The sequence below is a fragment of the Burkholderia sp. BCC1644 genome (genome assembly GCF_902833225.1).
Lineage (GTDB): Bacteria > Pseudomonadota > Gammaproteobacteria > Burkholderiales > Burkholderiaceae > Burkholderia.
In genome coordinates, this window is sequence record NZ_CADFEI010000008.1 from 338,505 (window position 1) to 351,161 (window position 12,657).

At 68.5% G+C, this 12,657-nt stretch carries 13 protein-coding genes; 6 read left to right on the forward strand and 7 right to left on the reverse strand.

All coding sequences use genetic code 11. The features are described from left to right. Nucleotides 1-15 precede the first annotated feature (15 nt). Nucleotides 16-906 (forward strand): c-type cytochrome, encoded by an 891-nt coding sequence (locus tag HWX87_RS18700; RefSeq protein WP_347880179.1) that lies wholly within the window; start codon nucleotides 16-18, stop codon nucleotides 904-906. 43 nt (nucleotides 907-949) lie between these two features. Here HWX87_RS18700 and HWX87_RS18705 read toward each other — a convergent pair whose 3' ends face one another. The 4 genes from HWX87_RS18705 to HWX87_RS18720 all read right to left on the reverse strand — a co-directional run bounded on the left by HWX87_RS18705 (nucleotide 950) and on the right by HWX87_RS18720 (nucleotide 5,037). Beyond that, complete coding sequence (locus tag HWX87_RS18705) at nucleotides 950-2,875, reverse strand: SMP-30/gluconolaconase/LRE-like region family protein (RefSeq protein ID WP_176048497.1); 1,926 nt, start codon at nucleotides 2,873-2,875, stop codon at nucleotides 950-952. Nucleotides 2,876-2,975: 100 nt separating this feature from the next. Next, nucleotides 2,976-3,149, reverse strand: a complete 174-nt coding sequence (locus HWX87_RS18710) for a hypothetical protein (RefSeq protein WP_176048498.1) — start codon at nucleotides 3,147-3,149, stop codon at nucleotides 2,976-2,978. Nucleotides 3,150-3,318: 169 nt separating this feature from the next. Further along, nucleotides 3,319-3,750: a GFA family protein gene (locus HWX87_RS18715; protein WP_176048499.1), complete on the reverse strand. Its 432-nt coding sequence runs from the start codon at nucleotides 3,748-3,750 to the stop codon at nucleotides 3,319-3,321. A 93-nt stretch (nucleotides 3,751-3,843) separates the two neighbouring features. After that, entirely contained in the window at nucleotides 3,844-5,037 is a 1,194-nt protein-coding gene (locus HWX87_RS18720; protein WP_176048500.1) for a porin, read from the reverse strand. Between the two features lie 305 nt (nucleotides 5,038-5,342). On the opposite strand from HWX87_RS18720, the gene HWX87_RS18725 reads away from it, so the two are divergent. The 3 genes from HWX87_RS18725 to HWX87_RS18735 all read left to right on the forward strand — a co-directional run bounded on the left by HWX87_RS18725 (nucleotide 5,343) and on the right by HWX87_RS18735 (nucleotide 7,356). Next, entirely contained in the window at nucleotides 5,343-5,975 is a 633-nt protein-coding gene (locus HWX87_RS18725; RefSeq protein WP_176048501.1) for a LysE family translocator, read from the forward strand. 12 nt (nucleotides 5,976-5,987) lie between these two features. After that, nucleotides 5,988-6,524 (forward strand): GNAT family protein, encoded by a 537-nt coding sequence (locus HWX87_RS18730; protein ID WP_176048502.1) that lies wholly within the window; start codon nucleotides 5,988-5,990, stop codon nucleotides 6,522-6,524. Between the two features lie 97 nt (nucleotides 6,525-6,621). Continuing rightward, on the forward strand, nucleotides 6,622-7,356 hold the full coding sequence (locus tag HWX87_RS18735; protein WP_176048503.1) for a metallophosphoesterase family protein: 735 nt from the start codon (nucleotides 6,622-6,624) through the stop codon (nucleotides 7,354-7,356). 69 nt (nucleotides 7,357-7,425) lie between these two features. On the opposite strand, the gene HWX87_RS18740 is transcribed toward HWX87_RS18735, so the two are convergent. Both HWX87_RS18740 and HWX87_RS18745 read right to left on the reverse strand, forming a co-directional pair. After that, nucleotides 7,426-8,748, reverse strand: coding sequence for an ATP-binding protein (locus HWX87_RS18740; protein WP_176048504.1), 1,323 nt, complete (start codon nucleotides 8,746-8,748; stop codon nucleotides 7,426-7,428). Further along, the gene (locus HWX87_RS18745; protein ID WP_176048505.1) at nucleotides 8,745-9,485 is read right to left on the reverse strand and encodes a response regulator; all 741 of its coding nucleotides are present in this window, start codon (nucleotides 9,483-9,485) and stop codon (nucleotides 8,745-8,747) included. The genes HWX87_RS18740 and HWX87_RS18745 overlap by 4 nt, the downstream gene beginning before the upstream one ends. 223 nt (nucleotides 9,486-9,708) lie before the next feature. On the opposite strand from HWX87_RS18745, the gene HWX87_RS18750 reads away from it, so the two are divergent. Next, nucleotides 9,709-10,290, forward strand: a complete 582-nt coding sequence (locus tag HWX87_RS18750) for a thioredoxin family protein (RefSeq protein ID WP_176048506.1) — start codon at nucleotides 9,709-9,711, stop codon at nucleotides 10,288-10,290. Between the two features lie 60 nt (nucleotides 10,291-10,350). Here HWX87_RS18750 and HWX87_RS18755 read toward each other — a convergent pair whose 3' ends face one another. Next, nucleotides 10,351-10,989: an FMN-binding negative transcriptional regulator gene (locus tag HWX87_RS18755; RefSeq protein ID WP_176048507.1), complete on the reverse strand. Its 639-nt coding sequence runs from the start codon at nucleotides 10,987-10,989 to the stop codon at nucleotides 10,351-10,353. A 123-nt stretch (nucleotides 10,990-11,112) separates the two neighbouring features. Here HWX87_RS18755 and HWX87_RS18760 point away from each other — a divergent pair, with 123 nt between their 5' ends. Next, entirely contained in the window at nucleotides 11,113-12,648 is a 1,536-nt protein-coding gene (locus tag HWX87_RS18760; protein WP_176048508.1) for a PLP-dependent aminotransferase family protein, read from the forward strand. Nucleotides 12,649-12,657: the final 9 nt, after the last annotated feature.

Genomic DNA, 12,657 nt, shown 5'->3' on the forward strand with positions numbered 1-12,657 from the left:
GCGACGCTGCTCGGCATGGCCTGGTTGCCCGCGCTCGCGTTCGCGGCGACCCCGCAGGACGCACCGGCCGCCGCATCCTCACCCGCGACCGCCCCCGCCGCCGCCGCGCCGGCACCCAGGCCGTTCACGCCGCCGCCCGAATCGGCGATCCCTGCCGACGACTTCGGCAAGACCGTGAAACTCGGCGAGCAGATCTTCCTGCACACGCCCGAGTTCGCGGGCAAGTACGTCGGCAACAAGCTGACCTGTGCGAGCTGTCACCTCGACGCGGGCCGCCGGCCCGATTCGAGCCCGATGTGGGCCGCGTACCTGCTGTATCCGGCGTACCGCAGCAAGAACGGCCACGTGAACACGTTCGCCGAACGCCTGCAGGGATGCTTCCGCTACAGCATGAACGGCAAGGCGCCGCCGGCCGGCGACCCGGTCCTCGTCGCGCTCGAGACGTATTCGTACTGGCTTGCAAAGGGCGCGCCGGTCGGCACGAAGCTGCCGGGCCAGGGATTCCCGAAACTGCCGCCGCCCGCGCAGACAGCCGACTACGCACGCGGTGCAGCCGTCTACACGCAGCACTGCGCGCTGTGTCACGGCGCGGACGGTCAGGGTCAGTCGAGCGGCGGCAAGCCGGCGTTCCCGGCACTGTGGGGCGCACGCTCGTTCAACTGGGGCGCGGGGATGGGCGACATCCGCAATGCAGCCGGCTTCATCAAGGCCAACATGCCGCTCGGGCTCGGCGGAACGTTGACCGATCAGGAAGCGTGGGACGTCGCGACTTTCATGGACAGCCACGAACGCCCGCAGGACCCGCGCTTCACGGGCTCCGTGCAGGACACACGCGCGAAGTTCCACGATTCGCCCGACTCGATGTACGGGCGCAACGTGAACGGCCGCGTGCTCGGCGCGCCCTGACGACCGGCCGCGCCGGTCGAGCCGGCCGGCGCGGCCGACGCGGTCACGGATGCCAGCGATACACGACGATGCTCGACCCGTTGTAGTTGTCCTTCGTGATCACGTACTCGCCGGTCGAGCGCAGGTACGCGCGCACGCCGTACATCGAGTCGACGTCGTTGCCGACATCCATCGTCGACGTGTTCGAATTCGTCAGCGTCGTGACGAGCGCACCGGTGTTCAGGTCGAACACATCGATGTTCGGCACCGTGTGCACGTAGCCGACGAACAGGTAGTGGCCGGCCGCCGCGATCGACTTCGGGTTCGCGCTCGTCAGGTTGATCACCGGGTTCGGCGCATTCGTGTTGCCGTTCTTCCAGCCGTGATAGACCTCGATGTGCCCGTTCATCGCGGTCCAGTCCCAATTGCCCGCAAGGCCCTGCGCGAGAATCATCGTGTCGCTGTCGGCCTGGTAGATGATGCGCGTGACCGGCGCGACGCTGGTCGGCACGGGCGTCGTCGTCGCCTTGCCCCACGACGGCTTGCCGGTCGCGTCGAAGCCCGTCATCGGGTAGCGCGCAATCACGTTCGATCCGTTCAACCCGGCCCACACGTCGCCGTTGCCGTCGATGTCGAAACCGGCCGTCACCTGCAGCGTCGTGTTGAACGGCTTGCCCGGCAGCGAACCGGCCGGAATCGCGATGTAGCCGCTCGCGGTGTTGAAGTAATAGAAGTTGAAGTTGCCGGGGTTCTGGCCCGACGCGACGAGGATCCGGTTGCCGCCGACGTTCACGACCTGGCCGAAATGCTGGCCGCGCTGGTAGTCGTTCATGTCGAGGCGCGGGTCCTTCGGATAGGTGAACGGGTCGACCGTGTTCGCGACGAAGGTGCCGCCCGCCGAGCCCGTATACACGTTGTTGCCGCTGTAGAACAACGTGCCGTCCGTCACCGGATCGGGCGCGGCGATCCCCTCGAAGTTCAGCGCCTGCAGCTTCCACTGCAGCGCGCCCGTCGGGCTGTACGAATGGAGGTCGGTGCTGCCGTTGCGGCCGAGGTCCCAGCCGCCGCCCCATGCATTGTTCAGCACGTACAGGTTGCCGGCCGAATCCTTGCCGAGCGCGGCGACGCGCGTGAAGCGCTTGTCGCCGACCTGCCCCTTGATGCCCGTCGTCGTGTCGAGATAGCCGCCCTGCACGCCGAACGTGCCGACCTGTACGGGCAAACCGAGCAGCCCGGTGTAGACCTTGATGTTCATGTCGGGCCCTTCGTCGCCCACCATCAACCGGCCCAGCGACGCATCGAAGAACAGCGACGCCGGCCGCGCGCCGGCCGCCATCTGGATCGTGCTCATCGCGGTGCCGGTCGCGCTGAACTGCGCGACGACGCCCGCACTCTTGCGCGCGACCCACAGGTTGCCGGCCGCGTCGAGCGCCAGCGCGCCCGGTCCCGATACGCCGATGTCGCGCTGCCATACGCCGTCGGTCGTATAGACGCGCACGCGATTGCCGTAGAAGTCGCTCACGTACAGCAGGTTGCCGCCCGTCGCGAGGCCCGTGATCACGTCCGCGTACTGGATGCCCGTCCACGTGCTGACCGGGATGCGCAGGTCGCGCTGGTTCGAGCTTCGGTTGTAGCGGCCCACCGAACCGCTGCCGAACGTGCGGTTGTAGCCGAGCGCGACGAACAGCGACGTCGAATTGCCGGTGATCGCCCCGCCCTGGAATTCGTCGTGGATACCGATCGTGCCGAGCGACTGGCCGTTCTGGTAGAGCGCGACGCCGCCCGCGTTCTCGTCCCAGCGCGACGCCGTGTAGATCACGCCTTCGGGCGCGACCCACATCGAGCGCGCGCCGTTGCCGACGTGCGAGACCAGCGTGCCGTACGTGTTCGCGAGCCAGTCCGTCGAGTACTGCACCTGCGCGTGACTCGCCGGCGCCAGCATCGCCATGCACATTCCAAGCAACGCCGCGCGAATTTGTTTCATTGACATGAATAATGCTCCCAGACGATCAATGGTCGACACTGTAAATCGCGGCGCATGAAATATTGGTGATTCCGGCAAAAGCGCATTCGCCGTTATCCCGAATTATTCACTCCGCGCCTTTTGCCGTCCGGCGCTTTTTCGTCAACGAAGGTAAAACCCGCGAAACCACGCCGCAACGGCTTGCCGGCCGCACGATTTCGGTGCTTTCCCCGGCATTTTCTTCCGGGTCGATCAATGCGAATACGTCATTTTTTCTGACATGCCCGCATTGCTTTTTCATTCCCCGGAATTCGTTTCAATGATTACAAATCGAAATTGAAATGAAAGAGAAAAAATAATATTCGGCCCGATCGATTTTTCGCGATCTGGCGCACCGGGGGAGCGGGAGGGGAAAGAGGAATGCGGCGGGCAAACCGCGCACCGGCGATGCCGGCACGCGCAGCGATCGTTCAGGCCGCCGGGTCGAGCGTCGGGCCGTCCCAGCCGTCGAGGTATTTCGGCAGCGCATCGACGACGTCGATCACGCGTTGCCGGTAGAACAGGTGCATCGTCGGCCGCAGGTCGCCGGGCAATTGCCCGCCGTGCGCACGCGCGGCCAGGCTGTTCGGCACGACGCGCATGTCGAGCCGGTTCGTCCCGAACACGATCTCGCCGCACGACGCACACCACGTGCGCGACATCGACTTCTGCGGATGCGGAAACGTCGCGTGGCTGCCGTCGATGCTTACCTGCTCCGGCGACCATGCGGTTGCGGACAGCATCGGCGTGCCGTAGAAGTCGCGGCACGTCGTGCAGTGGCAGTTCGCGCGCGCCGCCGGTTCGCCACGCAGCGTGACGGTCACGGCACCGCACCGGCAGCGCGCGGAAAGCGTTCGGGTCATGTCGTCTCCTCTGAAAGGGAGGCGACAGTATAGGAGCATGCATCGAGGCCCGCATCGACCGCGGGCCCCGTTGCGCGTGCAACGACCGCTGCGTCAGAACTTCTGGCGCAGCCCGAGGCTGACGATCGCCTGCGACCGCGAGTCGGACGAGTGGCCGTTCGCCTTGTCGGACACCGACGCGGTCGCGGCCACCGGACGGCCGAGCGCGTCGAGCGTCATGCCCGATGCATGCTGGTACGCGCCGAGCAGGTACACACTGGTGCGCTTCGACAGGTCGTACACGGCACCGAGCGTGACGTTGTGATACTGCGCGCGATCGTCGACACCATCGACATCGCTGCCGCGCGTGTAGCTGTAGCCCGCGAACAGTTGCGTCTGCGGCTGCACGTTCCAGCGCGTGAACACGCCTGCGACGTTGAACGTCGCGTGACCGGTGAACAACGACTGGCCGCCGCTGCGGTACTGCACGTTGCTGTAGTTCACGCCGACGACGGCCGGGCCGAAGTCGTACGTCGCGCCCGTCGCGATCACCTGCTGCGATTGCGCGCTCGCATAACCTTCGTTGATCGACGAGTTGAAGAGGCCGTCATCGGTGCTCTGCCACTTGCCGGCCGTCGGGTCGGTCGCGCCGGTCTTGCTGTTGTCCGAGCGCTCGTAGCCGACGCCGACGCGCAGCGGGCCCGCCGCGTACGCCGCGCCGACGCTCCACGTATTGCGCTGCTTCATGCTGCCCGGCTGGCTGCCGAAGCCGTACAGCGCGCCGAACGTGAAGCCCGAGTAGTTCGCGCTCGTGTACTTGATCGAGCTGTCGACACGGGCGGTCTGGTCGAGATCGTCGATGTCGCCCGGGTGTGCGCCGAAGCCGCCGATGAACGACGACGGGCCGACCGGGCTCACGAAGTCGTCGAGCGACGTGTACTGGCGGCCGAGCGTGACCGTGCCGTAGCGGTCGCTGCCGACGCCGACGAACGCCTGGCGGCCGAACTGGCGGCCGCCCTGGCCCGACGTGCCGTTCGTGATGTCGAAGCCGTTCTCGAGGACGAACAGCGCGCGCATCCCGCCGCCGAGATCCTCGGAACCCTTGATGCCCCAGCGGCTGCCCGACAGGTTGCCGGTCGTGAGCCCGACGCTCGAATGCCCGGTGTATGCGCCCGGCGAGCCGACCCGCTCGTTGCTGCGGTAGGTCACGCCCGCGTCGACGATGCCGTACAGCGTGACGGAGCTTTGCGCGGCGGCGATACCCGCGAGCGAGAGCAGCAGCGGGGCTGCGATCAGTTGCTTGTTCATGGTTTCATGTCTCCGGGCGGTGAACCCGTTGTTCTGGCGTGCTGTTGCGAGTAGCGCGCGCGGGCGCCGAGAACCGCCGGCGGTCCGAGGCCGGCAGCGTCCGCGCGCGACGACGCGGCGGGCATGCCCGCTGCGGCCGCCATGGTAGATGGAACCGGTTCCGTTCCAAAGCGGAATAATGACAACAGCTTTTTGCCAAAATCGAGATAGTCGGGGCACGACCATCGTCGACGGCTGCCGCGCCTGTACAGCACGGGCGGGCGCACCCGATAATCGAGCGCGCCCCTTCCCTCGGGAGTTCCGTCATGCATGAAACGACCTTGCTGATCTTCGCCGCCGTCGCGTTCGTCGGCATCGCGACACCCGGCCCGACCGTGCTGCTCGCGCTGACCAACGGCTCGCGCTACGGCGTGCGCCGCGCGGCCTACGGTTTCGCGGGCGCGATGCTGTCCGACTTCGTGCTGATCGTCGCGGTCGCGCTCGGCCTCGGCGCGCTGCTGATGGCGTCGGCGTTCTGGTTCTCGGTGGTGAAGTGGCTCGGCGCCGCCTACCTCGCGTACGTCGGCATCCGGCTGCTGATGTCGAAGGGTTCGCTCGATGTCGCCGCCGCGCAAAACGGCATGGCAGCCGAGCGCAATGCGTCGATCTTCGCGAAGAGCTTCCTGACCGCGGTCACGAACCCGAAGGGCTATCTGTTCTTCTCCGCGTTCCTGCCGCAGTTCCTGGATCCGTCCGCGCCGCTCGCGCCGCAGTACGTCGCGCTCGCGGTCACGTTTGCGCTGCTCGATGGCGCGGTGATGTTCGGCTACGCGCTGCTCGGCGCACGCGCGATGCGGCTGCTGAAACGCTCGGGCGCGCTGTGGCTCGAACGCACGTGTGGCGCGATGCTGCTCGCGCTCGCCGGTTCGCTGGCGCTGTACCGGCGCCATGCGGCGTAGGAGCCCGTTCCGATGAAAATCGCCGCACCGCCCCGCTCCGGCTTTCCCGGCCTGTCGCTCAGGCAACTCGACCGCGCGGACCTCGACGCGTGGTACGCGTACCTGTCGAACCCCGACGTCTTCCACCACACGAGCTGGAACCTGCGCACACCCGACGATCTGCTGCCGCTGTTCGACAATATCGAATCGGCCGATCCGGATTCGATCCGGCGTCTCGCGATCGTCGATACCGCAACGGGCATGCTCGCGGGGACGATCGGGCTGCACACGGTGTCCACCGTGAACCGCTCGGCGGAAATTGCGTACGACCTCGCGCCGTCGCACTGGGGGCGCGGCATCGCGAGCGCCGTGTGCGAAGCCGTCACCGCGTGGGCGTTCACGAACGGCGGCTTCATGCGCATGCAGGCCGTCGTGCTGACCAGCAACGCGGGTTCCGCGCGCGTGCTGCAGAAGTGCGGCTACCGCTACGAAGGGCTGTTGCGCGCCTACAAGATGGTGCGCGGCACGCCGGGCGATTTCGCGATGTACGCGCGCCTCGCGACCGACTGACGCGCAGCATGCGGCATCGCGCGCCGATGCCGTGAAGCGATTGGACGACCCGTGCCGAATTGGCGACAATCGCCGTTCCCCTCATCGACGCTCCGCCATGAAAATCGCCGCGCTTTCCGACATCCACGGCAACCTCGCCGCACTCGACGCGGTGCTCGACGACGTCCGCCGCCGCGGCGCCGACGTGATCGTCAATCTCGGCGACATCGTGTCGGGCGCGCTCCATCCGGCCGAAACGGCCGACCGCCTGATCGCGCTCGATTTGCCGACCATCAAGGGCAATCACGAGCGGCAGTTGCTTACCTGCGATCGCGAAGCGATGCGGCTGTCCGATCGCTGGGCGCACGACACGCTGCGCGACGACCAGCGCGACTGGATCGCCGCGCTGCCCGAACGCGTGACGCTCGACGACGACGTATTGATGGTGCACGGCACGCCGGCCAGCGATCTCGTCTACTTCCTCGAAACGGTCACGCCCGACGGCTGCCGCGCGGCCACGCCCGATGAAATCGCGCAGCGCGCGGGCAACGAAACAGCCTCGCTGATCCTGTGCGGCCACACGCACGTGCCGCGCACCGCGAAGCTCGACGACGGCCGGCTGATCGTCAATCCGGGCAGCGTCGGGCTGCAGGCGTACGAGGACGACCTGCCGCATCCGCACCGCATCGAGACGGGCTCGCCGCATGCGCGCTACGCGATGGTGTCGCGCACGGCGGCCGGCTGGAACGTCGAATTCCATGCGGTCGAATACGACTGGCACACGGCCGCCGTGACCGCGGCCTCGCGCGGGCGCGACGACTGGACCGTCGCGCTGCGCACCGGCCGCTGCTGACACTCGCGCGCGCCGGCTTCGACTTCACGGCACGCACCTGACACCGCGGCGCTCGCGCGCCGCGTCGCCTCACCCCGCATTCCTCAGCGTGAGCCGCGCTTCGAGCCCGCCGCCATCGGGCCGGTTGTTCAGCGTCAGCGTGCCGCCCATCGCGAGCGCGAGTTGCCGCGCGATCGCCAGGCCGAGCCCGGTGCCGCCCGTGTCGCGGTTGCGCGACGTCTCCACGCGCCGGAACGGCTCGAACACCGCGTCGAGCTGATCGGCCGGAATGCCGGGCCCGCGGTCGAGCACGGCAATCACCGCGCCGCCGTCCGGCACGGCCTGCACGTCGATCTCGGCCGCGCCCGCGAACTTCAGCGCGTTGTCGACGAGGTTGCCGACAATGCGGCGCAGCGCCTTCGGCCGCGTGACGAGCGCGAGCGGCGCGCGGCTGTGCAGCGCGACGTCCTGCCCCGCATCCGCGTAGTCGCACACGATGCTGTCGAGCAGCGCGTCGAGGTCGATGCGGCGCGCGGCTTCCTCGGTGCCGTGCAGCGTCCGTGCGTACGCGACGCCCTCCTTCACCAGATGTTCCATCTCGATCAGGTCCTGGCGCAACTTCGCACCCTGCGTGTCGTCCTCCATCATGTCGACGCGCAGCCGCATCCGCGTGATCGGCGTCTGCAGGTCGTGCGAGATCGACGCGAGGATCTGCATGCGTTCGGCCATGTACTGCGCGATGCGGTCCTGCATCGCGTTGAACGCCCGTGCGGCACGCGCGACTTCCGACGGCCCGCCTTCGTTCAGCCGCTCGCCCTTCAGGTCGGGGCCGAGCGCGTCGGCAGCCTGCGCGAGCTGCTTGAGCGGCCGCGTCGCGAGCCGCACCGCGAGCCAGCAGCACGCGGCCAGCACCGCGAGCTGCAGCGCGAGCACGACCGGCAGCCAGCCCGACAGCGGCACCGTCGACATCGGATGGATGTCGATCGTCAGCGGCGACCCGTCGGTCAGCCGCAGATGCACCTGCAGATGTTCGCGGTCGCCGGGGATCGCGTTCGCGGTCAGCGGGTAGTCGCCGCCGATGCCGTCCGAGATCGAGCGCTCGACGCGCGCCGACAGCCGTGCTTCCGGCGGCGTGCCGGTCTCGCCGGGCCCGAGGATGAACGCATAGCTGCGCCGCGCGAGACGCGGCAGCCACGCGGCGCGCTCGGCCGGCGGCAGATGGTCGAGCAGCGCGACCGAGCTCGCGACCTCGCGCTCGATGTAGCCCATCATCAGGTTGGTGGTCGCCTGGTCGCGCTCGGTCACGGTGAGCCAGAACGACAGCGTCTGCGCGAGCGCGAGGCCCACGCACAGGATCAGCGCGAGCCGCGCGAACAGCGAGCGCGGCCAGTGCCACGGCATGCGCGCGCTCATGGCGTACCGTCGACGGCGGTCACGGCCGACGAGAACACGTAGCCCTCGTTGCGCAGCGTCTTGATGTAGCGCGGTTCGCGCGCGCCGTCGCGCAGGCGCTGGCGCAGCCGGCTCACGAGCAGGTCGATCGAGCGGTCGAACGGGTCGGACTGGCGCCCCTGCGTGAGGTTGAGCAGCTGGTCGCGCGTCAGCACGCGCTGCGGGTTGTCGAGGAACACGCGCAGCAGCCGGTATTCGGCGCCGCTCAGCGCGACCAGCGTGCCTTCGGCGTCGAGCAGGTGGCGCCCGGTCGTGTCGAGCCGCCATTCGCCGAACGCGAGCATCTCGGCCGATTCGGTCACCTGCATGCCGGGCGGCAGCATGCGCGCACGGCGCAGCACCGAGCGGATCCGCGCGAGCAGCTCGCGCACCGCGAACGGCTTGGCCAGGTAGTCGTCGGCCCCCATCTCGAGGCCGATGATGCGGTCGGTTTCCTCGCCGCGTGCGGTCAGCATCAGCACGGGCACCGTGCGGAACTTGCCGGCGCGCAGGTCGCGGCACAGCGTGAGGCCGTCCTCGCCCGGCATCATCAGGTCGAGCACGATCAGGTCGGGCGCGCCGTCGTCCAGCACGTTGCGCATCTCGCGGCCGTTCGCGGCCAGCGACACGCGCATGCCGTTCTTTTCCAGGTAGTCCGCGATCAGTTCGCGAATCGCGCGATCGTCGTCGACGATCAGCACGTGGTCGATCTTGTCCATGAATCGTTGTCGGTGTCGTAGTTCGGGCAGGCGATGTCCGCTGTTATACCGCAAGGCAGGCACGCGTTTGTATCCCAATGTATCGCGCCGCCGTGACGACACACAACATTGCACACGCGCGGCTGGCCGGACACATCGCAGATACGTCGGCGCCGCCTAATGGGGCCTGTCGAAACCCGTCCGGCCGCGCCCCGAGCAGCGGCCCACCGATCAGGAGAACGCCATGCTGCCCCGACTCAAGACCGCCGCCATCGTCATCGCCCTCGCCGCCACGGCCGGGCTCGCCGCCTTTGCCGGCACCCGCGACGAAGCGGGCAGGCAGGCCGCGCAGGCCGGCACGCCGGCGCCCGATTTCACCGGCATCGACCGCTGGCACAACAGCGCGCCGCTGACGCTCGGCCAGCTGCACGGCAAGGTCGTGCTCGTCGATTTCTGGACGTACTCGTGCATCAACTGCATTCATACGATTCCGTACGTGAAGGAGTGGGACCGGAAGTATCGCGACCAGGGGCTCGTGGTGGTCGGCGTGCATACGCCCGAGTACCCGTTCGAGCGGGACGCGGGCAACGTCGCCGATGCGATCAAGCGCTTCGGCATTCGATATCCGGTCGCGCAGGACAACCGTTACGACACGTGGCGTGCGTACGGGAACCAGTACTGGCCCGCGCTGTACCTGATCGATGCGAACGGCAAGGTCGTCTATACGCGCTATGGCGAAGGCGAGTACGACAAGACCGAGGCCGCGATTCGCGGCGCGCTCGCGCAGGCGGGCACACCGGCGAAGGACGCGACGCGCACGCAGTGATCCGTGCGACGTGCGGGCGCGGCACGCGCCTGCACGCTCATCGCGCCCTTGCTCGCTTACTCACTCGCGTTTCGCGTCGGCCGCCGCGAGCATCGCCTCCCCGATCGCGAGGTTGCCCTCCGCGACCAGCGCTTCGCCCGCGCCGCGGATATCGGCCTCGGCCTTGTTCTGTCCGAGCTTGCGCTTGCCGACGAACCGCGTGATCTCGATCTGCAGCCCGACGATCGACTGCAGCATCGTGTCGATGTAGTCCTTCGGCGCGTCGCCCATCTTCCACGGCACCGGCTGCGACGCCTCGTGGGTGCGCGTCAACCGCGCGACCACGCCGCGCACGAACTTCTCGTCGTCGCGCACCGTGATGCGGCCGTGCGCATGCACGACCATGTAGTTCCACGTCGGCACCTGCCGGTGCGCGACATGCTTGCTCGGGTACCAGTTCGGCGAGATGTACGCATCGCCGGCGCGGAAGATCACGAGCACCTCGTCACCATTCGCGACGTCCTGCCAGACCGGATTCGCGCGGGCGACGTGCGCGTGCAGTTCGCCGAGCCCGCCGTCGTCGGGCAGCAGTTCGAACGGAATGTGATTCGCGTCGAGGCCGTTCCTGCCGTGCGTGATCAGGCTGCCGAACGGATGCTGCACGATCAGCTCGCGCAGCGCGTCGAGATCGGGTTCGTTGAAATCGGCGGGGACGTACATGTCGGCTCCACGGTCGTACGGGGTTGGAAATGGCGCGGGCGCGTGCCCGTCATGCGGCGATTGTGATCCCAAACTGGTTTATGCTGTAGAGCCGGTTTGAAACAATTTCAGCAGACCAGAATCATGGCAAGAACGGCCCGAATCGTCGAAATCCCGTCGCTCGGCGCGCTCGACCGTACGGCCGGCGACCTGAGCCGCCAGCTCGCGCAGGCGCTGCGCGACGCCGTGCGCCGCGGCGACGTCCGGCCGGGCGACACGCTGCCGTCCACGCGGCTGCTGGCTACGTCGCTGCAGGTTGCACGCGGCACCGTCGTCGACGCGTATGCGCAGCTCATCGCCGAAGGCTTTCTCGAGTCGCGCGGCGGCGCGGGCACGCGGGTCGCGAATGCGCTCGCCGAACCGCCGCCCGGCAACGAACCCGCCCCGCCGGCGCCACGCCAGCGCCCGGCACACGCCGGCCTGCCCGAGCCCGCAGCCACCTTCGCACGGATCGCCCGCGAATTCAGCCCGTTGCCGGCCATGCCGTTCGCGATCTCGGTGCCGATCGGCCTCACCGCGCCCGACGACATCTGGCGCCGGCTCGGCAACCGCCTGCGCGCCCGCGGCGCCGGCGCGCCGTCCGGCTATGCCGATCCGCAAGGCGCGCTGCCGCTGCGCGAAGCGATCGCCGACTACGTGCGGCGGTCGCGCTCGGTGCGCTGCGATGCCGGTCAGGTCGTGATCACGAGCGGCACGCAGCAGGGGCTGCATCTCGCGAGCCAGGTGCTGCTCGGCGACAACGACCAGGCATGGGTCGAGAATCCCGCCTATCGCGGCATCACCGCACTGCTCGAAAGCACCGGGCGGCGCGATGCGATGGTGCGCGTGCCGGTCGACGCCGACGGCCTCGACGTCGACGCCGGCATGCGGCTCGCGCCGGACGCGCGCGCCGCGTTCGTCACGCCGTCGCACCAGTACCCGCTCGGCATGCCGCTGAGCATGGCCCGGCGCAACGCGCTGCTCGCGTGGGCGCGCGCGCATCGCGCGTGGGTGGTCGAGGACGATTACGACAGCGAGCTGCGCTACGAAGGCTATCCGTTCCCGTCGCTGCAGGGGCTCGACCCCGATCGCGTGATCTACCTCGGCACGTTCAGCAAGATCCTGTTTCCGTCGCTGCGGCTCGGCTACGTGATCGCGCCCGACGATCTCGTGCCCGCGTTCTGCGGCGCGCGCGTGCTGATGGATCGCCACGTGCCGACCGCCGACCAGCACGTGCTGGCCGCGTTCATCGCGGAAGGCCATCTCGATCGCCACATCCGCCGCGTGCGCGGCGTGTATGCGGAACAGCGCGCGCTGCTGATCGACACGCTCGGCGCACGGCTGCCGCGCGAGCGCGCGTGGGTACAGCCGGGCGACCAGGGGATGCACGTCGTGCTGTGGCTCGCGGAAGGCATCGACGATCTGGATGTGGTCGCGCGCGCCGCGCAGGCCGGCGTCGCGGTGCGCGCGGTGTCGCCGATGTTCGCGCCCGGCACGGCCCGCCCGGGGCTCGTGCTGGGCTTCGGCGGGTTCGGCCGCGCGCAGATGGAGGCGGCCGCGCAGCGGCTCGCGGACGTGGTTTCGTCTGCGGAATCGCGGCCGCGCGCGCCGCAAAAGGTTGTCGGCAGGCAACAAACGTAATCGTCTGTA

Coding starts and splice junctions, on each gene's coding strand:
- HWX87_RS18755 (WP_176048507.1), bottom strand. CDS start 10,989: ATGTACGTCCCCGCCGATTTCAACGAACCCGATCTCGACGCGCTGCGC.
- HWX87_RS18725 (WP_176048501.1), top strand. CDS start 5,343: ATGCATGAAACGACCTTGCTGATCTTCGCCGCCGTCGCGTTCGTCGGC.
- HWX87_RS18760 (WP_176048508.1), top strand. CDS start 11,113: ATGGCAAGAACGGCCCGAATCGTCGAAATCCCGTCGCTCGGCGCGCTC.
- HWX87_RS18730 (WP_176048502.1), top strand. CDS start 5,988: ATGAAAATCGCCGCACCGCCCCGCTCCGGCTTTCCCGGCCTGTCGCTC.
- HWX87_RS18705 (WP_176048497.1), bottom strand. CDS start 2,875: ATGTCAATGAAACAAATTCGCGCGGCGTTGCTTGGAATGTGCATGGCG.
- HWX87_RS18740 (WP_176048504.1), bottom strand. CDS start 8,748: ATGAGCGCGCGCATGCCGTGGCACTGGCCGCGCTCGCTGTTCGCGCGG.
- HWX87_RS18750 (WP_176048506.1), top strand. CDS start 9,709: ATGCTGCCCCGACTCAAGACCGCCGCCATCGTCATCGCCCTCGCCGCC.
- HWX87_RS18715 (WP_176048499.1), bottom strand. CDS start 3,750: ATGACCCGAACGCTTTCCGCGCGCTGCCGGTGCGGTGCCGTGACCGTC.
- HWX87_RS18710 (WP_176048498.1), bottom strand. CDS start 3,149: ATGAAAAAGCAATGCGGGCATGTCAGAAAAAATGACGTATTCGCATTG.
- HWX87_RS18735 (WP_176048503.1), top strand. CDS start 6,622: ATGAAAATCGCCGCGCTTTCCGACATCCACGGCAACCTCGCCGCACTC.
- HWX87_RS18700 (WP_347880179.1), top strand. CDS start 16: ATGGCCTGGTTGCCCGCGCTCGCGTTCGCGGCGACCCCGCAGGACGCA.
- HWX87_RS18745 (WP_176048505.1), bottom strand. CDS start 9,485: ATGGACAAGATCGACCACGTGCTGATCGTCGACGACGATCGCGCGATT.
- HWX87_RS18720 (WP_176048500.1), bottom strand. CDS start 5,037: ATGAACAAGCAACTGATCGCAGCCCCGCTGCTGCTCTCGCTCGCGGGT.